The organism is Pseudomonas frederiksbergensis, assembly GCF_003732665.1.
Lineage (GTDB): Bacteria > Pseudomonadota > Gammaproteobacteria > Pseudomonadales > Pseudomonadaceae > Aquipseudomonas > Aquipseudomonas frederiksbergensis_G.
Genome location: NZ_MOBP01000025.1, coordinates 77,189 through 99,469 on the forward strand (window position 1 = coordinate 77,189; position 22,281 = coordinate 99,469).

The 22,281-nt window shown below is 57.6% G+C and carries 14 protein-coding genes; 5 read left to right on the forward strand and 9 right to left on the reverse strand.

The genetic code is table 11. The annotated features are described in order from the left end of the window. Positions 1 to 98 precede the first annotated feature (98 nt). The 9 genes from BK665_RS32120 to BK665_RS32160 form a co-directional block, all read right to left on the reverse strand. Entirely contained in the window at positions 99 to 929 is an 831-nt protein-coding gene (locus BK665_RS32120) for a carbohydrate ABC transporter permease (RefSeq protein WP_054046221.1), read from the reverse strand. Positions 930 to 939: 10 nt separating this feature from the next. Beyond that, on the reverse strand, positions 940 to 1,839 hold the full coding sequence (locus BK665_RS32125; RefSeq protein ID WP_259699680.1) for a carbohydrate ABC transporter permease: 900 nt from the start codon (positions 1,837 to 1,839) through the stop codon (positions 940 to 942). Positions 1,840 to 1,990: 151 nt separating this feature from the next. Next, positions 1,991 to 3,301 (reverse strand): ABC transporter substrate-binding protein, encoded by a 1,311-nt coding sequence (locus BK665_RS32130; protein ID WP_123410484.1) that lies wholly within the window; start codon positions 3,299 to 3,301, stop codon positions 1,991 to 1,993. 324 nt (positions 3,302 to 3,625) lie between these two features. Continuing rightward, positions 3,626 to 4,531, reverse strand: coding sequence for an AraC family transcriptional regulator (locus tag BK665_RS32135; RefSeq protein WP_123410485.1), 906 nt, complete (start codon positions 4,529 to 4,531; stop codon positions 3,626 to 3,628). A 72-nt stretch (positions 4,532 to 4,603) separates the two neighbouring features. Beyond that, the gene (locus BK665_RS32140; protein ID WP_123410486.1) at positions 4,604 to 5,470 is read right to left on the reverse strand and encodes a phosphatidylinositol-specific phospholipase C domain-containing protein; all 867 of its coding nucleotides are present in this window, start codon (positions 5,468 to 5,470) and stop codon (positions 4,604 to 4,606) included. Positions 5,471 to 5,630: 160 nt separating this feature from the next. Next, positions 5,631 to 6,947, reverse strand: a complete 1,317-nt coding sequence (locus BK665_RS32145; protein WP_123410487.1) for a glycosyltransferase — start codon at positions 6,945 to 6,947, stop codon at positions 5,631 to 5,633. 94 nt (positions 6,948 to 7,041) lie between these two features. After that, a complete protein-coding gene (locus BK665_RS32150) occupies positions 7,042 to 10,812 on the reverse strand; it encodes a hypothetical protein (RefSeq protein WP_148053266.1) in 3,771 nt (1,256 codons plus the stop codon). 44 nt (positions 10,813 to 10,856) lie between these two features. Further along, positions 10,857 to 14,600: a hypothetical protein gene (locus BK665_RS32155; RefSeq protein ID WP_148053267.1), complete on the reverse strand. Its 3,744-nt coding sequence runs from the start codon at positions 14,598 to 14,600 to the stop codon at positions 10,857 to 10,859. 365 nt (positions 14,601 to 14,965) lie between these two features. Beyond that, a complete protein-coding gene (locus BK665_RS32160; protein ID WP_123410490.1) occupies positions 14,966 to 15,325 on the reverse strand; it encodes a response regulator in 360 nt (119 codons plus the stop codon). Positions 15,326 to 15,589: 264 nt separating this feature from the next. Here BK665_RS32160 and BK665_RS32165 point away from each other — a divergent pair, with 264 nt between their 5' ends. The 5 genes from BK665_RS32165 to BK665_RS32185 all read left to right on the forward strand — a co-directional run bounded on the left by BK665_RS32165 (position 15,590) and on the right by BK665_RS32185 (position 22,144). Next, positions 15,590 to 19,081 carry a response regulator gene (locus BK665_RS32165; protein ID WP_123410491.1) on the forward strand — a complete coding sequence of 1,164 codons (3,492 nt, stop codon included), beginning with the start codon at positions 15,590 to 15,592 and terminating at the stop codon, positions 19,079 to 19,081. Between the two features lie 27 nt (positions 19,082 to 19,108). After that, positions 19,109 to 19,924 carry a CheR family methyltransferase gene (locus BK665_RS32170; RefSeq protein WP_123410492.1) on the forward strand — a complete coding sequence of 272 codons (816 nt, stop codon included), beginning with the start codon at positions 19,109 to 19,111 and terminating at the stop codon, positions 19,922 to 19,924. Further along, on the forward strand, positions 19,921 to 20,514 hold the full coding sequence (locus BK665_RS32175; protein WP_123410493.1) for a chemotaxis protein CheB: 594 nt from the start codon (positions 19,921 to 19,923) through the stop codon (positions 20,512 to 20,514). The genes BK665_RS32170 and BK665_RS32175 overlap by 4 nt, the downstream gene beginning before the upstream one ends. Then, positions 20,508 to 21,689: a hybrid sensor histidine kinase/response regulator gene (locus tag BK665_RS32180; RefSeq protein WP_123410494.1), complete on the forward strand. Its 1,182-nt coding sequence runs from the start codon at positions 20,508 to 20,510 to the stop codon at positions 21,687 to 21,689. Before BK665_RS32175 ends, BK665_RS32180 begins: the two co-directional genes overlap by 7 nt. 77 nt (positions 21,690 to 21,766) lie before the next feature. Next, on the forward strand, positions 21,767 to 22,144 hold the full coding sequence (locus tag BK665_RS32185; protein ID WP_059405185.1) for a response regulator: 378 nt from the start codon (positions 21,767 to 21,769) through the stop codon (positions 22,142 to 22,144). Positions 22,145 to 22,281 lie beyond the last annotated feature (137 nt).

Consider the following 22,281-nt stretch of genomic DNA (forward strand, 5'->3'; position numbering starts at 1 on the left):
CCGGGCGCGCTTTTTGTAGGAGCCAGGCTTGCCGGCGAAGGCGATTTCACCGACGCCTTCGCCGGCAAGCCTGGCTCCTACAAGGATCGGATTCCGGTCTACTTCACAGCACCAAACGACAGGCCGCGAACCAGTTGTTTCTGGCTGATCCAGCCGAAGATCAGGATCGGCGCACACGCCAGGGTCGAGACGGCCGACAACTTGGCCCAGAACAGACCTTCGGGGCTTGAGTACGAGGCGATCAATGCAGTCAGCGGCGCGGCTTTGGACGAGGTCAGGTTCAAGGACCAGAACGCTTCGTTCCAGCACAGGATCAGCGACAGCAGCACCGTAGAAGCCAGGCCACCCTTGGCGATCGGCAGCAGCACCCGGACCATTTCCTGCCACAGGGTTGCCCCGTCGAGGCGAGCCGCTTCGAGGATGTCTTTGGGGATGTCCTTGAAGTAGGTGTAAATCATCCAGACCACGATCGGCAGGTTGATCAGCGTGTAGATCACGATCAGCGCGATACGCGTGTCGAGCAGGCCAAAGCTCTTGGCCAGCAGGTAGATCGGCATCAGCACGCCCACCGGCGGCAGCATCTTGGTGGAGAGCATCCACAGCAGCGTGCCTTTGGTGCGTTTGGTTTCGTAGAACGCCATGGAGTAGGCCGCCGGCACCGCGATCAGCAGGCACAGGGCCGTGGCGCTGAAGGAAATCACCACCGAGTTCCAGGCGAAGCTGAAGTAGTCGCTGCGCTCATTGATGTGCAGGTAGTTTTCCAGTGTCGGCGTGAAGATGAACTGCGGCGGCGTGGCGAACGCGTCGATTTCGGTTTTGAAACTGGTCAGCACCATCCAGAAGATCGGGAAGAAGATCAGGATCGCGATGGCCCAGGCCAGGGTGCCGAGCAGCAAACTTTGCAGGCGGCGGGATTGTTGAAGAGTCATGGCGCAGGCCTCAGGCTTTGTCTGTCAGGTTTTTGCCGATCATGCGCACCAGCACGATGGCCGCGACGTTGGCAATCACCACCGCGATCAAACCGCCGGCGGATGCCATGCCGACATCGAACTGCACCAGCGCCTGGTTGTAGATCAGGTAGGCGAGGTTGGTCGACGCGTAGCCGGGGCCGCCGTTGGTGGTGGTGAAGATTTCGGCGAATACCGAGAGCAGGAAAATGGTTTCGATCATCACCACCACCGCAATCGGCCGCGCCAGGTGCGGCAGGGTCAGGTGCCAGAAGATCGCGACCGGGCCGGCACCGTCGAGGCGTGCGGCTTCTTTTTGTTCCTGGTCGAGGGACTGCATGGCGGTCATCAGGATCAGGATCGCGAAGGGCAGCCATTGCCAGGACACAATGATGATGATCGACAGCAGCGGGTAGTGGGCCAGCCAGTCCACCGGTTGCGCGCCGAACAGTTTCCAGACGTAGGCGAGAATCCCCGACACCGGATGGAAAATCAGGTTCTTCCAGATCAGCGCACCGACGGTGGGCATGATGAAGAACGGCGAAATCAGCATGACCCGCACGATGCCGCGACCCAGGAACTCACTGGCCTCCAGCAACGCACTGATCAATACGCCGAACACCACACTGATCAGCAGCACGCTGCCCACCAGCAACAGGGTGTTGGAGGCGCCGGGCAGGAAGCCCGAATCGGTGAGGAAATAGGTGAAGTTATCCAGCCCGACAAACTCGTTCTCGCCGGGGTTGAGCAGGTTGTAGCGGATCACTGAAAAGTAGAGGGTCATGCCCAGCGGCACGATCATCCACAGCAGCAACATGGCTACCGAAGGACTGACCAGAAACCAGCCGGGGTTGGCCAGCCGGCTTTTACGCACCGGTTGGGGGATGTCCATTTGAGCTTTGGCAGTTGAAATATTCATGGCGAGAGAACCAATTAAGAACAGGCAGGTGAAGATCAACTGTAGGAGCGAGGCTTGCCCGCGAAGGCGGCTTGTCTGACACACCGCTTTCGCGGGCAAGCCTCGCTCCTACAGAGGGCGCGGGTTACTTGGGATAACCGGCGCGCTTCATCTCACGTTCGGTGGTTTGCTGGGCGGCAGCCAGGGCCTGGTCGACCGTGGTCTGGCCGATCAATGCCGCCGAGAACGACTTGCCGACCTGGGTGCCGATGCCCTGGAATTCAGGAATGGTCACCAACTGGATGCCGATGTACGGCACAGGCTTGGCGCTCGGGTTCTTCGGATCGGCGACTTTCAGCGACTCGAGGGTCACTTTGGCGAACGGCGCGGCTTTCATGTAGGCGTCGCTGTAGGTAGAGGCTCGGGTGCCCGGCGGTACGTTGGCGATGCCGTCTTTCTCGGCGACCAGTGCGCCGTACTCCTTGGAAGTGGCCCAGGCGCTGAAGGTTTTCGCCGCGTCCTTGGCCTTGGAACTGGTCGGGATCGCCAGCGCCCAGGAATACAACCAGGCCGAGCCCTTATCGGTGGTTTCGTGGGGCGCGTAGGTAAAGCCGACGTGCTCGCTGACCTTACTCTGGGTCTTGTCGGTAACGAACGAACCGGCGACGCTGGCATCGACCCAGATCGCGCACTTGCCGCTGTTGAACAGCGCCAGGTTTTCGTTGAAGCCGTTGCTTGAAGCACCGGGCGGGCCGGATTTCTTCATGGTGTCGACGTAGAAGTTCAGCGCGTTCTTCCACTCAGGCCCGGTGAATTCCGGTTGCCACTTCTCATCGAACCAGCGTGCGCCAAACGAGTTGGCGACCGTGGTGATCAGCGCCATGTTCTCGCCCCAGCCAGCCTTGCCACGCAGGCAGATGCCGTACTGTTCTTTGTCCTTGTTGGTGAGTTTTTCAGCGAATTCGCTGATTTGGGTCCAGGTCGGGTGCTCAGGCATGGTCAGCCCGGCGTCCTTGAACAGGTCGGTGCGATAATAGGTGATCGAACTTTCGGCGTAGAACGGCAGGGCGTACAGCGAGCCCTTGACCGACAGGCCTTCACGCACCGAAGGGAACACGTCGTCGAGGGCGTAACTGGCTGGCAGGTCCTTCATCGGTTCCAGCCAACCTTTGGCGCCCCAGAGTGCAGCTTCGTACATGCCGATGGTCAGCACGTCGAACTGGCCGCCCTGGGTGGCGATGTCAGTAGTCAGGCGTTGGCGCAGGACGTTTTCTTCGAGCACCACCCAATTGAGCTTGATGTCCGGATGCTCGGTCTCGAAAGTTTTCGAGAGCTTTTGCATGCGAATCATGTCGCTGTTGTTGACGGTGGCGATGGTCAGGGTCTGAGCGCCGAGGCTGACGCTGCTAAGGGTCATGCAGGTGAGGGCAAGCAGAGCTTTTACAGAAGGTTGCATCGTGCACTCCTTTTCTGTACCCGGCGGGGCCAGAAGGACGGTTATTGTTTTTGTGTCTTCCGAAGGGCAGGAAGAATGTGCACTGATTACAGCCTTCAATTGCAGATGTGACAAATCATCCGTCGCACTTATTTCGATACTTTTTTGCACTGGGGTTTGGAAGGAGAGGCGTAAGGAACGGTTATCTGGCGATTGGCCGGTATTGAATCCGTATTGGTTTTGGATTTGAAACGGGTGGGAACCTGTAGGAGCGAGGCTTGCCCGCGAAGGCGATTTGTCTGACGCAGCGCCTTCGCGGGCAAGCCTCGCTCCTACAAAAAGCGTTTAACCGAGGTTTTGTTCGGTCAAGCGCTGCACCGCCAGCCGGCGGTAATGGGAAGGGGTCATGCCCTTGAGTTGCTGAAACCGCCGGTTGAAGTTGGAAATATTGTTGAAGCCCGATTCGAAACACACATCGGTCACCGGTTTGTCGCCATCGGCCAGCAGCTCGCAGGATTTGCTGATGCGCAGGCGATTGACGAATTCGATGAAGCAGCGCCCGGTGGCCTGCTTGAACACGCGGCTGAAATAGGTCGGCTTCATCCCGAGATGATCGGCGACTTCCTCCAGGGGCAGCTCCCGGGCGTAGTGGGCAAAGATGTAATCCACCGCACGGTTGGTGCGGTCGATGCTGTGTTCATCCGCCAGTTGCGAGGTCGTGGCCCCCGACAGCAATTGGTAATCATCCGACGCCGCGAGCAATTCCAGCAGAATGAAAAAGTGCCCTAGCCGGGTTACGCCTTTGCTGTCGGCGATGCGCTGCATCAGCGTCATGGCCTGGCGGATGGTGCGCTTGCAGCGAAACTCGATGCCGTACTGCGCACGTTCCAGCAACGGCGCCAGGGTCTTGAGTTCGGCAAACACCAGGTGGCCGCTGTCGAACAACTCATCGGTGAAGTTGACCAGCATGTCGCGCTTGGGCACCACTTCGTCTTCCGCGACCTGGCTGATCCAGTTGTGCGGCAGGTTGGGGCCGGTCAGGAACAGCGACTCCGGGTAGAAGTTGCCGATGTAGTCGCCGATAAACACCTTGCCGGAACTGGCGACGATCAGGTGCAGTTCGTATTCCTTGTGAAAATGCCAGCGCACCAGCGGGCACGGAAAACCATGCTGGCGATAGATGATGGACAACCCGTTGTGGTCGTCCATCAACTCATAGGAAGGATCGGTAATGCGGGCAGATCGGCTCATGGCAGGGCACTTTTTTTGTTATTGCCCTTTGATGATGCCTCTTTCCCGGCCGATTACGCCAGCGCTCAGCGCTCAAGCCTGCTGACTTACCGCTTTCATGCTGTTAGCCATCCAGCAATAACCGACGATCTGCGACTCATCGAAAAAGTCGGTACTGATGATGCTGCACTGGCTGATCCAGTCCCGGTGTGGGTGAAACCATTCGTTGATGTGCTGCTTGATGTCCATCGGCCCGCCGAGGAAGGTATAGCTGGTGGCGGCCAGTGACCACAGGTAGGAGCCGAAACGCGGGGTGGCGAGGGTCGTGTCGATATGCCGGCGCAGATCGTCGACACCCGTCAGTCGACTGCCGCTCCAGCGATGGGGCGTGGTGCCCCAGAAGTAATCCATGTCCAGTTCTATTGAAGCGCGGGAGGCGAGGACGACGCGTTTCTGGCTGCTCGCCGCTTTCAGTTCGCCGATGGTTTTCTCTTCGTCATCGGGCGAAATGGCCCGATGCCCGAGGCGCTGCACCAGCAAGTCATTGAATTGCCGGTAGTCAAAGTGCTTTTCACCGTCGCCCAACTGATGAAAGTCCAACACGATGAATTCATCCGGGTTGCGCTCCAGAAAGGCATTCACCGCATCGATCAGCTCTTCCAGCACCCGATAGGACTGGTAGCCGTTGTGATGGAAGTAGAACGTACCCTTGGGCGAACCCGGCGTGTAACCCAGGCGCAGATCGAGCGCCCGGGCGCCGTTGGCCAGTTGCCAGGCAAACGAATCGTTCTGGCACGTGGTCCAGTTGCCAATGATGACTTCGTAGTTGGGAGCTTTCTTGTCCATCCCGGCGTTGTGCGCGCCGGGCCAGATCAGATCGATGAGTTTCAACCGGTCGACGTCGGTGACGGTGCTCATCCAGCGTTGTTTATCGACATTTGCAGTAGGGCTGTAGGTCATGTTTCAAGGCTCCTGCCTGGGGCTCGTCTCCCCATCCTGGGGGCGAGGTTTCGTGGAAAATCACCTCATGCCCAAGAGCCTAGAAGCCACGGCGATGTTTATCAACGCCTGGAAACATCCACAAAAATATAGCCTTGCGCCACTTGGTTAAGGTCGTTTATCACCCGCGAGAATCGGAAACGTCTGACCCGACAAGACGATTTTTCGCCTCGATCCATTGGGCCATGTACTGCGTACTTTTATGCGCGTGATGGCGAAGCATGGCGCCGGTGAAGTTGTCGCGACGCCGTTCGGCCAGGTCAAGACGACAGGCTTGCAAGCGCTGGATCAGGGTCGGACCGTGCACCGATTGGCTGTATTGGGCCGCGAGCAACCGATCACCACGGTTTTGCGCTTCTGTCCACAACGCCTTGTCCTGGTACAACGTAACCGCTGCGGCGGCGATGGCTTCGGCCGACTCGCCAATAACCCCGGGCCATGGCAACCCGTCGCTCATGCCTTCGGCGCCCATCGGCGTGGTGACGTTGGGCGTGCCGCAGAGCATCGCGTCGACAATCTTGCCCTTGATCCCTGCGCCAAATCGCAGCGGTGCCAGGCAGATTCTGGCCGCCGACATCACTTGCAACGCATCTTCAGCCCAATTCATTACGTGAAACCCTTGAGCAGGGTTGTGCAGGGCCGTGGCTTTGGGCGGGGTGTAAGCGCCATACAGATGCAACTGCGCACCGGGCAATTGCTGGCGAATCAACGGCCAGACAGCGGTTTTCATCCACAGTACGGCGTCCCAGTTCGGCGCGTGGCGGAAGTTGCCGATGCTGAGAAAGTGCGCGCGATCTTCAAATGGCACATGGGCCGCCGTTGGCAGGGGAGGCATCAACGGGCACAGGTGCAGCAAGTCTCGGGGCAGTTTGAATTGCTCGACCAGCAGCTCGATTTCCACTGGCGAAATCATCAGGTTCAGGTCGCAGCGATACAGCGCGGCAATCTCGCGTTTGGCCAGGTCGGTACTGGCCATCAATTCGAATTCCTCGCGCAACGCCGGGGCGAACAAATCCCTGAAGTCGTTTTCGTCGGCAATGGCTTTCAAGCGATCCTTGAGGCGCTGGTGTCGGGCGTGCCGCAGGCTTTGCAGGTCGGACGTCTCCAGCACACGCAAGGCATCGGGGCAGTGTTTCTCGACGCGCCAGCCGAATTGCTCTTCCATCATGAACTGATCGAACAGCACGATATCCGGAGCCAATTCGCAGATAAACGTGTCGAAACTGCTGTTATTGAGCTCGATTGCGCATTCCCGAATGCCCAGCGCAGCGAGGTCGGCCTTGTGTTCGCCGACGCCCGCCGGGCTACTGAATGTGATGTCCCAGCCTTGCTGCAGAAACGTTTCAAGAATTTGCATGACGTGCCCGCTGGCCGCCGAAGAGCGGGGTTCGGGCCAGACGTAACCAATGACCAGGACTTTGAGGGGAGGCAGGCTCATGGGGCATTCCTGATGAGGGCGCAGGGCGATGAAAAAAAGAGCGCGATTAAACCACAGCCCTGCGCACAGATGCCCCTGCCAATGGGGCCGTTGATCAAACCGGGTTGAAGCTCAACAACACCTCCCAGCCAATGTAGCCACCGCGAGCTCTTTCGGTCTCCTTCTTCAAGGTGGCGATGTTTTCAAGAAACAGAAGATGGTTGCTGGAAGCTTGGCTCAACAAGGAGGTGGTCACGGCAAACGAGTCGGCATTGTCAAAGGCCTGCGTCTTATCCAGCAACTTGAGGTCGTTGTCACGGAAGTGACCAGAAGCCAGATTCATCAATCGCTTAACGTCCAAGCGTTGGTGGTTGCCGATTCGACCTGATACCGGCGTAAGGGCGTAAGCGTGGTCCAGTGTGTCGGGTGCTCCGTGGAATACTTCATGAATCAGATCATCTGCCGGAACGGTGGGCGTGAATCCCTCCTTGCGATATTGCCAATTGAAGTTGTCCGAATAAATCCGCATGAATTTTTTTCGAGAGGCTTCGGTGTCACTGGCATTCTTCCACTCTTTGTAGGCAACCGGATTGAGCGCGGCCAGGCTGTCAGTCTTGGTGTAGGTGTCGAGTTCGTAGTTGTTTGGCGTGATCTTCGCCAGGTCCTTTTTGACATCCTGCAGGGCGGTCAGAAATTTTCTCCGACCCTCGGCGGAGTGATCCCCCATGAGCAGTTTCAGGGCCACACCTGAATCATGGTCCGATGCAACGTCAGTCATTACCCTGATGGCGTCATCCACTTTTGTTCGGGCAATCGGCAACGCATCCTGAAGCAACTTGCGGGTGTAGGCCGCTGGCATGACTTTATGCAAACCGGGCAAGCGGAGCGCGTTCAGGAAACGAAAGTTTTTCAGTTTTGGCCCTATAGGCTGGCCAACACGATTCAACGCGTACCATTGGTCGTTGTGGCGTGTGGCCACGACGATGAGTGAGTCCGTCGACGACGCCAATGGACGCCAGGTTCCCAGGCCGGTGTCTGCACGTTTGGCGGCTTCGATCAAATCATAGGATTGCGCGCTGCCGGTGAGCTTGCGCAGTTGAAACGTGGCGTTGTCCAGAACGTTGGTGCCCAGTTTCTTGAGCTTCAGCACCTTCACGCCCTTGCGCACCAGGCTGGGTATGCCGTCCAGTGGGTTGAACACGCTGTTCAACAAACCGACGCCCACTCTCGCCATGCTGGCAGCCTTCGCAGCGACGGAAGCGGTTTTGGCTGCGATAGCGACAACCTTGACGACCGCGCCGACCACCAACAGAAGTGTCATGGCCGCTTCAATAGTGCACGACACCCAACCCTCAGTCCGACGGTCCGGATCGTCCGAAAGGATGTCCTGGATACACGACTTGAACGGAACAATGACGTTGAGCACTGTGTCGACAACGCCGTCGAACTCGGCCCGCAACCTCTCCAGTTTGGTCTGTCCCCAGCACTCTTTTAACAGCTCGTCATAGGTCGCAAGTGGGCGGTGCTTCTGAATGAACGCGGCCAGTTCGTTGAACTCGCCATTGTAAAAACTGTGGTAATAACTGCGGGTTTGTCGGGGGGCGTGGGCGGCTGGAAGAACCGCGAGCTTTTCAATCACACCAATGCTGGTGGGCTGGATGCCGGGGTTTACGCCGTGGGTATAGCACTCAATATCAGTCGGTAAACGATAGGTTGCAGAGGGAGAATCGTAGCGGTTTGCACTTCCAGAGAAATCTGTGCGTGGAGCCTGATTCAACAAATCGTTATGGCTGATCAGTTCGGCGAGCGCGGGATTTTCGCGGCAGACGCCGTGCAGTGTGAACAATTCGTAGCAGTACAACTTATTCTCGAAATAAGCACCGATCACTACACCATAACGTCCGGTCGCGGCATCTTTGTCGGCTTGGTTTTCCTTGTAACCCAGTTGGGTAAGCTCAACGACGGTGCGTGTGACTAACTTGAACGGGTTTAAGGTGAATGTATTGTCTGGCAAGGGGATGACCGCGACGGATGGCCGGACGGTGAATAACGTCACCTGTCCTTGTAACAATCGCTGGCGATCAAGCGGTGGCAGTGTTGCAAAAGCCAGTTTGAAACTGCTGGTCATGGCCTCCGAGAACTGGGTATGAACCCGATTGAACAAGCGATCGAACTCGGGTTTCAACCGGTGGGTTTCATTGTTTATAAACGGATAAATGTCATAGAGGCTGTTATCCGCAGTATTCCATTCGCGGGAGCCAAGTTCATTGGCCATCAGCAACTCTACCAACGACATCGGCTCTGATGTCGCAAATCCCGGGCGCGGTGCGTGTGGGCTCCTCTTGCGTAGAATTTCATCTTCGACAAAATCGCAATCAGGGGCTGCAACTTTCAGCAGTCTTAAGGCGATATCCCGTCGTGTGGGGAAGGGGGTCGACAATTGGGTCTGGACGTCGGCAAGGAGCCCAAGGTGTTTTTCATAAGCGGAGGTCGCAGTGGCGATGGCCGCAGTGTGGGCATTCTGCACGTCGGCCAGCGTGATAATGCCGTTGAGCAGGGCCCAGTCGAGCATGGGATCGATGGCGAGGACGCTGTTGAGGGTTGTCAGCGCTTCATTCGTCCAGTCAATATTTGCCAGTTTTCTGATGTGTGCATACGTCATCTGGCGCGAAGAGCCCGGCGCATTGAATTCCACCATCGCCACCGTCCGACAAAACTCGACCCATTGCGGTGTGCCCAGCAGCAGGGTCTGGGGCACGTCTTTGACCAGGAATTCGGGCGCGGCGCCGGCTAGCAGTAAATGGGCCGCGAGAGGTGCGGTCTGTTCGCTAACGCCTGCCTTGGCAACCAGATGACTTTCCAGCGCTGTCCGGACGGCAGCGAAAGAGTGTTCAACATGTTCAGTGGCGTAGAGATTAAACCCGGCGACATGATTGCGAGGTTCCTCTTCGCCAATGGACGGGTGTAAGTCCATGAGCACCGCTGTCAGCATAACTTGCTGCCTGTACACATCGGATATCGGCTCATCGCTTGATGCGCCATACCACTGAAGTTCCTTGATATAGCCTTCGGCCCATGAAGTGGCGATGAAATGGGACGCAAGTGTCTGCAAGAATTCATCGGCGTTGGATGGGTTAAGGGTCGTGATCCGCCACCCCAGGGCGACTTGCGACAGATGATCCAGTAACTTTCCTCGCCCCTGGGTGTAATCGTGGGTCAAGGCTCTGATTTGGCGGCGCTGGGTATCGCCTAGGCTGACCGGGCTGTCGGTGGCTACCGAGAGCATGTCCCAATAATTACCCAGTAGCGGACTGTTCGGCAGGCGCAATTCCAGCAACGTAATGAGACGTTGGATCTCTTCGGCGGTTTTCGGGACGGCATGTTCGTGGAACCTGAGCCATTGCGTCAGGCTGACCCGGTCGTCGAGTGTCACCGCGCCACCCAGTTCCGCCGCCATTTCTGCGAGGATTTGCAGGTCGTCGTTGAGTTCGGGATCAAGCTTGGTACGGTTGGTCAGGTCGTAGCTGAAGTTTGCGCTCAGTGCGGTGATGCGACCGGCCTCCGCAACTTGAAACAGCGCGTCTTCGGATAACCGCTGTCTGCTCAAGATCCGTTGAAACGCGTCTTTCTTGATCATTCGCTTCAACAGTTCGATGCCGGGCACCATTGAGCTTTCAAGGCTGGAATCGCGTTCCAGAGAAATAAGCGGCATTGTCCAGGAGGACGCGGATTGTGTGTTGTCTTCAGCCAACAGGGTTTTCAATCGGCTGATAACTTCCTGTCGTTCACTGTCATTGCTGCTTGTTGGATCGAGCAGTTTGTAAGAAGTATTAATGGGGCGCGATAGAGATCGCTCGGCCACAGTTCGGCGACTTGTGTTATTCATTTTGAATCCGTTCAAAGTTTAGTAAGTTTCAGAAAAACGGGTGCTTAGACCCTGTTCAAATAAATTGGCACCGGCCGGGTGATTACGCCCCGGCGAGCGGCTTGCAGCGCGGCACTCATGGCCGACAGGTTCTCGGCAAAGGTCGCCGGATCGGTCTCCAGTTGACTCAGCAACGACGTCAGCACGGCCCAGGAGTCGGCGTTGTTCCGGGCCTGGTTGCGGTCGTGGTAGCGGGCCGGAACGCCTTCGTCAGCGATCGCAAGTTGCCCGTTGGCCAGGTTCAGCAGCGGTGCGACATCCACCCGTTGATAGCGCGTGTCGTTGCTCGTCAGTGGCAGCGCAATACTCAAGTCAACGACGCCCCGGCCCGCGTGGAACAGCGCTCGAAGCAAGTCATCGGCGATAACGCCTTCGTTCAGATTGTTCTCGCAAAAGCGTTCGTTGAGGTCCGCACAAACAATCTTGATGATCTTTTTCTCTGACTTGAGCAGGCCCGCGTTTTTCCACGCCTCAAACTCGGCGAAGTTAAAAGTGAGCATATCGTCGTCAGTGTCTTCGTCTTCCAACAGGAAGTTGTGCGTGCCTACGGCGCTGTAATACGACTTTTGCGCCATCAGTACAGTATTGACGGCTTCGATCGGGCCACTGCCGAGCAATAAGTCGACCAGTTTGTCCACATCGACTTTTTTATTCGCCTGGGACAGTACCCGAGTGGCAGCGTCCACTTTCAGGCGGGCGGTCGACAACGCGTTTTCAACCAATGTGCGGGTGTAGAGCGATGGCAGTTGTTTATCCAGGCGCGGCAAGCGGATCTCACCCATCCGACGGAAGTTCTTCAACGATTCGCCCCACGGCCGGCCGAAGCGGTTGAGCGCATGCCATTGGTTGTTGCTGCTGCGGCAGGCCCACACGTTGGTGGCGTCGCTGCTGTCTTTGGGGATCCAGGTGCCTTGCGACAGATCGGTACGTTTCGACGCTTTGACCAGGTCATAGGAGTCCGCCATGTTGGTCAGCCGATGGATCTGCGTGCGGGCCTTCGTCGCCACCTCGATGCCGATCCTGTTCAGGCGCAACCCCCCTTTAAAGAACAGCTTCGCGTAGCCCTTCAAGCCGTCGAGCGGATTGAAGGTGCCGATGGCCAGAACCACCAGTTGTTTGGCAATGCTGGCGATTCGAGAGCAGGAGGAAACGGTCCGGCTCATGATGGCCGAGATCTTCGATGCCGCGCCGACGATCCCGCCGACCACCGCAATGGCGTCCATGATGCAGCCAAACACACCTTGCGCGACCCGCACGCGCTCCCCGGAAGCCAGGTCCATGATGCAAGCCCGGAAGGGGATGATCAGATTGAGCATGAACTCGGTACGCTCTTCATGTTTGCTGATCAGCTTTTCCAGTTTGGTTTGTCCTTTGGCGACTTCATTCAGCTCCTGGAGAGTGGCGAGCGGACGCCGCCGGGCGATGAACTGGGCCATGCGTTCGAATTGCGGATAGTGGAAGCGTTGATAGACACCTTTTTTACGCTCGGTCGTCGATGCGGGCGCTGCCATCACCCCAATTTTGTCGAGAACCACATCACTGAATACTTGCCGGCTCGGTACGCTGCCGTGGGTGTAGTTGCTGATGTCCAGGGGCATGGAATGTAACGGGGCCGGTATCAGTAACTGTTTCGCTTCAATCCCGACGTCGGCTCGCAACGGTATGCTGGCCAGCCCCGCAGCGTTGATCGCCGCGCCAAGACGCTGGTTTTTCAGGCATTTGCCGTGAAGACTGAAGAGTTCATAGCACGTCGTTTGTCCACGGTACGTAGCGCACATGACGACACCGTAATGACCCGTGGCGGCTTCTATGGATTCGGGGGGTTCAACGGTGGTCCGGACGTCCACGCCGATCATGCCATTCAGGGCTGTGGGCGCTTTTATTTCGAACGCCGCCGAGGCACGCACGGAATAAAGGGTGATCTCACTGTGTAACAGGTTTTTTTGATCGTCCTCATCCAATTGCGCCAATGCCAGCTTCAGGTTGGTGATCAGTGCGTTATTAAGCTGCACCTCGTAATCACGTACCGGTGTTTCGTAATCCACGGACAACGTCTTCAGCTCGGCTAATAGCGTCGGGTGTTTTTTAAACAGATCAGCCGAAGGGTCGTTCCATTCCTGACGCGCCAGGTCGCCGGACATGTGCAATTCAACCATCGACATCTTCACGTTCTGAAACAGGTCACCACCGGCAAAGGGCACGGCTGCCTGGTACTGCCAGGACGTCCCGGCATGGGTCAAAAACTCTTTCTCCAGGTAATCACAGTCCGGCAGGATTTTTTCCAGTTGCGCCAGGGCCAGCGCCCGGCGACTGGGCGCTGGCGTGCTGAATGCGGTGGCGGCCTGGTTCAGTTGCTCCAGGAAGGCCTGATAGGCGGACGTCGCTTGCTGCAAGGCGTTGGCGCTCGACTGTTGCCACGCCTGATGGGTGATCACTTTGTTTACCAGCGCCCAGTCGATGATCGGGTTGATGGCTGCCAGGCCACTGAGCTTTTCCTGATAGACACCGATGGTGTCGAAGCCGGCGTATTCCATCACTTGGGCGAAGGTCATCAAACGCGTCGTGCCCTGGGTTTGCGATTCGATCAGCGCGACGGTGCGGCTGAATGTAACCCAGCCAATCGAGCCCAATAGCGGGGAGGAGGGCAGTTGCTTGACCAGGAACTCCGGCGCGACATGGGCCAGCAGCAGGTGCGCCGCCAGGGGGGCGGCACGGGCGGTGACCCGCTGGTTGTTGACCAGATAGGCTTGCAGTTGCTCACGAACCAGGAAATGCGGCAGGTCGACGTTATCCGGTGAATAAAGATCGAAACTGCCCAGTGGGTCTTGTGCACCTGTCGCGGGCTGCAGATCCAATAAAATCGCGGTGATCAGCAACTGATCGAGGTCTTCGTCATTCGAGGGTTCATTGGTATTAGCGCCGTACCAGCCCAGTGCATCAATGTATCGCTTCGCCAGGGTTCGCGAAGTTGGATGACTGACCAGCGATTTGATCAAGTCGCCGGCCTCATCCGCATTGACCTGACGACTGTTCAATAAGTCTTCGTGCAACTTGTCGAGCAACTTTTTCTTGGGCGGCAGGAGGGTGGAGGTTATCGTGCGGATCTTCGCCTGTTGTTCGCTGCTTAATACGGCGGCGCCCGGCTCAGTGGTAAATAGTTGGCTCCAGTATTGGCCCAGGTAATCAGCCGAAGGCATTTCAAATGTCAGGAAATAAAGGAGGTTTTTGTTTTGTTGTCGAGTGGTGGGTGGCGTTAAATCATGAAACTTCATCCATTGGGAAACTTCCACGTTCTGGGTGGTGGAGACGATGCCGCCGGTTTGTGCCGCAATGTCAGTCAGGCATTTCAACTGCGACTGAGTCGAGGCACGGCGGTTAACCTGCTCTGTGATCGGCTCCCAGGCGTCACCCCGGATAAACAGGCTGCCATCGCTGTTCACGAAGGCTTCGATGAGCGGCTGGCGAAACAATTGAACGCTCAGTTGCTGGATGAAAGGTTCAGCGACGAGTTTATTCAACAGGGCGCTGCCGAGCATGTGCAATTGATACAGCGAGGAGCCTGGTTTCAAATCAATGCTGTGTTCACTCCAATCAATCAATTGATGCTCGGCAGGTTGGAGAATAGCGTCCTGGAGTTTGTCGATGATCAAGTCTCTTTCGAACTTGTCGGCTGCATTGCGCTGTGTTCTTGCATGCAGGCTGGCGCCGAAAGAATAACGAGTGGTGGTGTTGATAGTTGGGATAGTCACGGTAGTACTCATGGTTTCTTAGTGGGTGTTTGTTCCTTGCTGGATAGTGGTTAGTTTGTGAGAGGGCTTCAAGTTGGTTTCTATAAATGGATGTGTATTTACCTGGGTTTGGTGTGAAAGTTGTGTCGGTTAGTTAAGCAGGACAGCGGCAAAGTTTAATTACTTTGTCGCTGCCTGTTTGTCGGGGTTCATCTATTGTCAGTAGTTGACAGGGGTAGCGGCTGGCGAAGCCTGCGTTCGGCGGCGTAGCCGTCGTAAAATCGGGTGATGCGTTGTGTCAGGTTGACCGTTTGTGTAGGGTTTGCGACGGCTTCGCCGCCGAACGCAGCCGCGCTGGGGCTCGACAGCTGATACAACAAATAGCTTCAGGCCAATATTTTCTTGACCTTGTCGCGCAGTTGATCAATCGAGAACGGTTTGCCGATGACGTGCATGTCTGGCGGCGCCTCGATGCTTTCTGCATAACCGCTGGCAAACAGGATCGGCAGCCCCGGGCGCAGCATCCGTGCCTGGACGGCCAGTTCGCGGCCATCCATCACCGGCAGGCCGACGTCGGTCATCATCAGGTCGATGTGCTGGTCTTCGTCATTGAGAAACTCCAGGGCCTGTTCGCTGCCGTCGGCCTCCAACACCTTGAATTCAAGTTCCTCCAGCACATCGACGATCAGCATGCGGACGATGGCATCGTCTTCGACGACGAGAATGATGGACGAATCGGCGGACATAGTAGGAGCTCTCAAGGATGAAATTGCGGGTCGGCGGTCGATCGAAATCGCCGGTCTCTTGCTTGAGTAATTACCGGGCCCCGACAAGTTCCCGACCCGATACAAAAAACTATAGCTGTACAAGAAGCCGCAAGGATAACGCGTGGCATTGATCAAGCGCAGGTAATTGCAGGAATTTGCTTCAAATGCTGTCAGAAAATTAGATCAACGCATCGGTTTTGGGGCAAACTCCTTGGTTTTCAACAGTTCGACAAGGCCTTCCCCATGACCTCTGCGTCTTCGGTTGATGAGCAACGATTTCGTAAACTCCTGAGCCGCAACGTCACTTTGCCGCTTGGCGTGGGTGTGATCAGCGCGGTTTTCTTTGTGGCGCTGATCACTTACCTGTTGTCCGTCATCCAGTGGGTGGAGCACACCGACCGGGTGATCAATAACGCCAATGAAGCGGTGAAGCTGACCGTTGACCTGGAAACCGGCATGCGCGGCTTCCTGCTCAGTGGCGACGAGCACTTCCTGGACCCTTATGAAACGGCCCGGCCGCGAATCGCCGTCGCCCTCAATACCTTGCTCGAACTGACGGCCGACAACCCGGTGCAGACCGACCGTTTGCGCCGTCTCCAGGCCTTGCAAACCGAGTGGGCCACCTACGCGCAATCGATGATCGATTTGCAGCGCGGCAGCGGTGATTATCGAGGCGCGGTCAAGGCCGGACGCGGCAAGCGCCTGACCGATGAAATCCGTGCCCAGTTCCAGGACGTGATCGACATGGAGCAGCAGTTGCGCACCACGCGCAACGAAGAAGTGCGCCGCACCACGATCTGGAGCATCGCCCTCTACCTGCTCTTCGTCGCCGGGATCAGCGCGTTGCTGGCCTATATCGGTCGGCGTGACTTGCTTAACCTGTCGCAAAGTTACAGCGCCACCCTCGCCGCGCAGCAGAGCGCCGCCGATCGACTGGAGAAGCAGGCGTGGCTGCGCAGCGGCCAGACCGAACTGGCCGAGCAGGTACTGGGGCAACTGTCTCTGAACCTGTTGGGGCGCAATATCCTGCAGTTCTGCGCGCAGTACCTGGGCACCGCCGTCGCCGCCATTTATGTGCGCGAAGAGCATGGCGGACTCAAGCGCGTGGCTTCTTACGGTTTGTCCCGGGAGCAGGAAGCGCAGGATCAATCGGTCTACGACGGCGAGGGGATTATCGGTCAGGCGGTGAAACAGAGCCGGTTGATTCGCCTGGATAACGTGCCCGAAGACTACTTCAAAGTCAGCTCGGGTCTTGGCGAAGGCTTGCCCCACAGTGTGCTGGTGGTGCCGACCAGCGATGATGACCGGGTCAACGGCGTGATCGAGCTCGGTTTCCTGCGCCCGCTGGATGAGCGCGACATCGAATTGCTGGAGCTGATCGCCGGCAACATCGGCACCTCGATTGAAGCGGCGCGCTACCGTCAACGCTTGCAGGAAGTGCTGGCCGAAACCCAGCAGCTCAACGAAGAATTGCAAGTCCAGCAAGAAGAACTCAAGACCGCCAACGAAGAGCTGGAAGAGCAGTCGCGGATTCTCAAGGAGTCCCAGGCGCACCTGGAAACCCAGCAAGTGGAGCTGGAGCAGACCAACGAACAGCTCGCCGAGCAGGCACAGATCCTCGCCGACCAGCGCGACGCCATGGACCAGAAGAACACCGAACTCAATCAGGCGCAGATTCAACTGGAAGACCGCGCCGAAGAGTTGCAGCGTTCCAGCAAGTACAAGTCCGAATTCCTCGCCAACATGTCCCACGAACTGCGCACGCCGCTGAACAGTTCGTTGATCCTGGCCAAGTTGCTGGCGGAGAACCCGCAGGACAACCTCACCGCCGAACAGGTCAAGTTCGCCGAGTCGATCTATTCCGCCGGCAATGACTTGCTCAACCTGATCAACGACATTCTCGACATTTCCAAGGTCGAGGCCGGCAAATTGGACATGCGCCCGGAAAACACCAGCGTCGCCCGTTTGGTTGAAGGCCTGCGCGGGATGTTCGAGCCGATGGCCACGGACAAGAAGCTGGAATTCCACATCGAGATGCAGGCTGGCGCGCCGATGATGATCTTCACCGACCGCCAGCGCCTGGAACAGGTGATCAAGAACCTGCTGTCCAACGCGGTGAAGTTCACCGAGAAAGGCACGGTCAGCCTGACTGTGGCCAGTCAGCCGGGGGACGGCATCGCCTTCATCGTGCGTGATTCCGGGATCGGTATTGCCGCAGAACAGCAGGAAAGCATCTTCGAAGCCTTCCGCCAGGCCGATGGCACCACCAATCGCCGTTATGGCGGAACCGGGTTGGGGCTGTCGATATCCCGCGACCTGGCGACGCTGCTCGGCGGTTCGATCAGTGTGACCAGCGAACCGGGACAGGGCAGTGCGTTCACCCTGGTGTTGCCGCAGCAGTACGTTGAACCGGGTGAAGTACCCATCGAGCCGATGCGCGCGACGCCGGTGGCTTATGTGCCAAAAGCGCCGGTTGCCGCCCTGGTGCCGTTGATTGCCGAAGTCGACATCCCGCGTTTCGACGATGACCGCGCCAAGGCTCCGTTCGCCACCCGTTGCATCCTGGTCGTGGAGGACGAACCCAACTTCGCGCACATCCTCTATGACCTGGCCCACGAACTGGGTTATCAGTGCCTGGTGGCCCACGGCGCCGACGAAGGTTACGACCTGGCCAAGGAGTTCATTCCCGACGCCATCCTGCTGGACATGCGCCTGCCGGACCATTCCGGGCTGACCGTGTTGCAGCGCCTCAAAGAACGCGCCGAAACCCGGCACATCCCGGTTCATGTGATTTCGGTCGAAGACCGGGTCGAAGCCGCGATGCACATGGGCGCCATTGGTTATGCGGTCAAGCCGACTACCCGCGAAGAGCTCAAGGATGTGTTCGCACGCCTGGAAGCCAAGCTGACCCAGAAGGTCAAGCGCGTGCTACTGGTTGAAGACGATGACCTGCAGCGCGACAGCATTGCCCGCCTGATCGGCGACGAAGATATCGAGATCACCGCCGTCGGCTTCGCCCAGGAAGCGCTGGACCGGCTGCGCGAGACGGTGTTCGACTGCATGATCATCGATCTGAAGCTGCCGGACATGCTTGGCAACGATCTGCTCAAGCGCATGGCTACCGAGGACATCTGCTCGTTCCCGCCGGTCATTGTTTACACCGGGCGCAACCTGACCCGGGACGAAGAGGCCGAGCTGCGCAAGTATTCGCGCTCGATCATCATCAAGGGCGCCCGCTCCCCAGAGCGGTTGCTGGATGAGGTGACACTCTTTCTGCACAAAGTCGAATCCCAGTTGTCCCATGAGCGGCAGAAGATGCTCAAGACCGCACGCAGTCGCGATAAGGTCTTCGAGGGCCGCAAGGTGCTGCTGGTGGACGACGATGTGCGCAACATCTTCGCCCTGACCAGTGCCCTGGAGCAGAAGGGGGCAGTCGTGGTTATCGGCCGGAACGGTCGTGAGGCGATTGAAAAATTGAATGAAGTCGAGGACATCGACCTGGTGCTGATGGACGTGATGATGCCGGAGATGGACGGTTTCGAGGCCACCACCTTGATTCGCCAGGACCCGCGCTGGCGCAAGCTGCCGATCATCGCTGTGACGGCCAAGGCCATGAAGGACGATCAGGAGCGCTGCCTCGCGGCGGGCTCCAACGATTACCTGGCCAAGCCGATCGACCTGGATCGCCTGTTCTCGCTGATTCGCGTGTGGTTACCGAAGATGGAACGCATCTAATGGAACGCCTCTAGTGGAAAGCCTTTAGTGGAAAAGAATACCGAAATCGAATTGCGGCTGCTGATCGAGGCGATCTACCTCAAGTACAGCTATGACTTTCGTGACTACTCAGGTGCGTCAATCAAGCGCCGGGTCGGTCACGCCTTGAGTCAATTCGAGTGCGCGACCATCTCGGCGTTGCAGGAAAAAGTCCTGCACGACCCGACCGCGTTCATGCAGTTGCTGCAATTGCTGACGATCCCGGTCAGCGAGATGTTCCGCGACCCCTCGCACTTCCTGGCGATCCGCCAGGAAGTGGTGCCGCTGCTCAAGACGTATCCGTCGATCAAAATCTGGATTGCCGGGTGCAGCACCGGCGAAGAGGTTTACTCGATGGCGATCCTGCTGCGCGAAGAAGGCCTGCTCGATCGCACCATTATTTACGCCACCGACATCAATCCGCGCTCACTGGACAAAGCCAAGCAAGGGATTTTCTCGATGGAGAATGTCCGTGCCTACACGTCCAATTACCAGCAGGCCGGTGGTCAGCGCTCATTTGCCGATTACTACACGGCGGCCTATGGTTACGCGATTTTCGACAAGACCCTGTGCGAGAACGTAACCTTCGCCGACCACAGCCTGGCGACTGACAGCGTGTTCTCAGAGACTCAATTAATTTCGTGTCGCAACGTATTGATTTACTTCAATAAAAAACTTCAGGATCGCGCATTCGGCTTGTTCCACGAGTCCCTGTGCCATCGCGGCTTCCTGGTGCTCGGCAGCAAGGAAACCCCTGATTTCTCGGCGTTCGGCAAGCAGTTCGAGCCATTGGTCAAACAAGAACGGATCTACCGCAAATCATGAACACTGCACCCGGTTTGCCGACCGTAGAGGCAATTGTGATCGGCGCTTCGGCCGGCGGCGTCGAGGCGTTGCTGAACATCCTCAGCCCGCTGCGCAAGGGCTTTGCGCTGCCGATCATTGTCGTGCTGCACTTGCCTGAAGAGCGCCGCAGTCACTTGGCCGAAGTGTTTGCCCGGCGGGTGTCGCTGCCGGTGCTCGAAGCCCGGGACAAGAACCTGGTCGAGGCTGGCACTCTGTATTTCGCCGCGCCCGGTTATCACCTCTCGGTCGAGCAGGACCGCAGTTTTTCGTTGAGCCTGGAGGACCGCGTGCACTATTCGCGGCCCGCCATCGATTACCTGTTCGAATCTGCCGCCGACGCCTACGGGCCGGCGCTGGTCGCCGTGCTGTTGACCGGCGCCAACCGCGATGGCGCCAGCGGTCTGGCCCAGGTCAAGTACCGTGGCGGCCTGACCGTGGTGCAAGACCCGGAAGAAGCCCAGGTCGCGACCATGCCCCAGGCGGCGCTGGACTTGCATCAACCTGATCACATTCTCCCTATACGCGGCATCGGCCGTTTGCTTGTCGAGTTGGAACGAATAGCATGCTGAGTGACATCCAAGCCAAACTGCTGATCGTCGACGATCTGCCGGAAAACCTGTTGGCTCTCGAAGCGCTGATCAAGCGCGAAGACCGCGCGGTGTATAAGGCGCTGTCGGCCGACGAAGCCTTGTCGTTGTTGTTGCAACACGAATTTGCCATGGCCATTCTCGACGTGCAGATGCCCGGCATGAACGGCTTCGAATTGGCCGAGCTGATGCGTGGCACGGAAAAGACCAAGAACATTCCGATCGTTTTCGTCAGTGCCGCCGGCCGCGAACTGAACTACGCGTTCAAAGGCTACGAAAGCGGCGCCGTGGATTTCTTGCACAAACCGCTGGATATCCACGCGGTCAAGAGCAAGGTCAACGTGTTCGTCGAGTTGTATCGCCAGAGCAAGGCGATGAAGCAACAGGTCGAAGCCCTGGAGCAAAGCCGTCTGGAACAGGAAGCCTTGCTGAAAAAACTGCAGGCCACCCAGAACGAATTGGAGCAGGCCGTGCGTATGCGCGATGACTTCATGTCCATCGTCGCCCACGAAGTGCGCACCCCACTCAATGGCCTGATCCTCGAAACCCAATTGCGCAAGATGCACCTGGCCCGGGAGAACGCTTCGGCGTTTACCCTGGACAAAATGCACGCCATGGTCGATCGCGATGAGCGGCAGATCAAAAGCCTGATCCGCCTGATCGAAGACATGCTCGATGTCTCGCGCATTCGGACCGGCAAGCTGTCGATTCGCCCGAGCCGGGTCGATCTGGTGAAGCTGGTGGACAACCTGTTGCAAAACTTTGCACCCCAGGTCGATGCCGCCGAATCCTCGGTGACGTTCAGTGCCCAAGGGCCGGTGGAAGGGCAGTGGGATGAATTCCGGATCGAGCAGGTCATCTCCAATTTGCTGACCAACGCCCTGCGTTATGGCGGCAAAGGCCAGATCGACGTGCGGGTGTACTGCCACGAAGGCCAGGCCCGGGTCGAGGTCCAGGACCGTGGCATTGGCATCAGTGAAGAGAACCAGAAACGAATTTTTCAACAGTTCGAACGGGTTTCCGCCAAGACCGTGGTTGCGGGACTTGGGCTCGGGTTATTTATTTCCGAGCAAATCGTTGCCGCCCATGGCGGTTCCATCGTCGTCGAGAGCAGAATCAACGAAGGCGCCTTATTTCGCGTTTGTCTGCCGCTGTAGGAAAACAGCCAGATAAACGCAACCTCTGAACGACCCCACGGTCGTATCAGCAGCTATTGACCGAACAAAGGCTTCCCATGAGTGAAGATGCGCAAGATGTAGTACTCATTGTCGAGGACGATCCCTCGATTTTGATGGTGTTGTCTGCCTATCTGTCGGGCGAGGGCTACCGGGTGTTGCAGGCCGAAAACGGCGAGCAAGCCTTCGAAATCCTTGCCAGTAAACCGCACCTGGACATGATGATTACCGACTTCCGCCTGCCGGGCGGGATTTCCGGCGTGCAGATTGCCGAACCCGCCGTGAAGCTGCGACCGGAGCTCAAGGTGATTTTTATCAGCGGTTATCCGCAGGAAATCCGCGAGACCGACAGCCCGATCACGCGCAAGGCGCCGATCCTGGGCAAGCCGTTTGATCTCGATGTGTTGCAGGAATTGATGCAGGAAATGCTGTCCTGATCCACGGTTTGCCGACGATGACGATCTCACGGGCGCCTTCGCGGGCAAGCCTCGCTCCTACGGGATCGCGCCTATACCTGTAGGAGCGAGGCTTGCCCGCGAAGGCGTCCTCGAAGACACCATCATAGGCAAGCCAT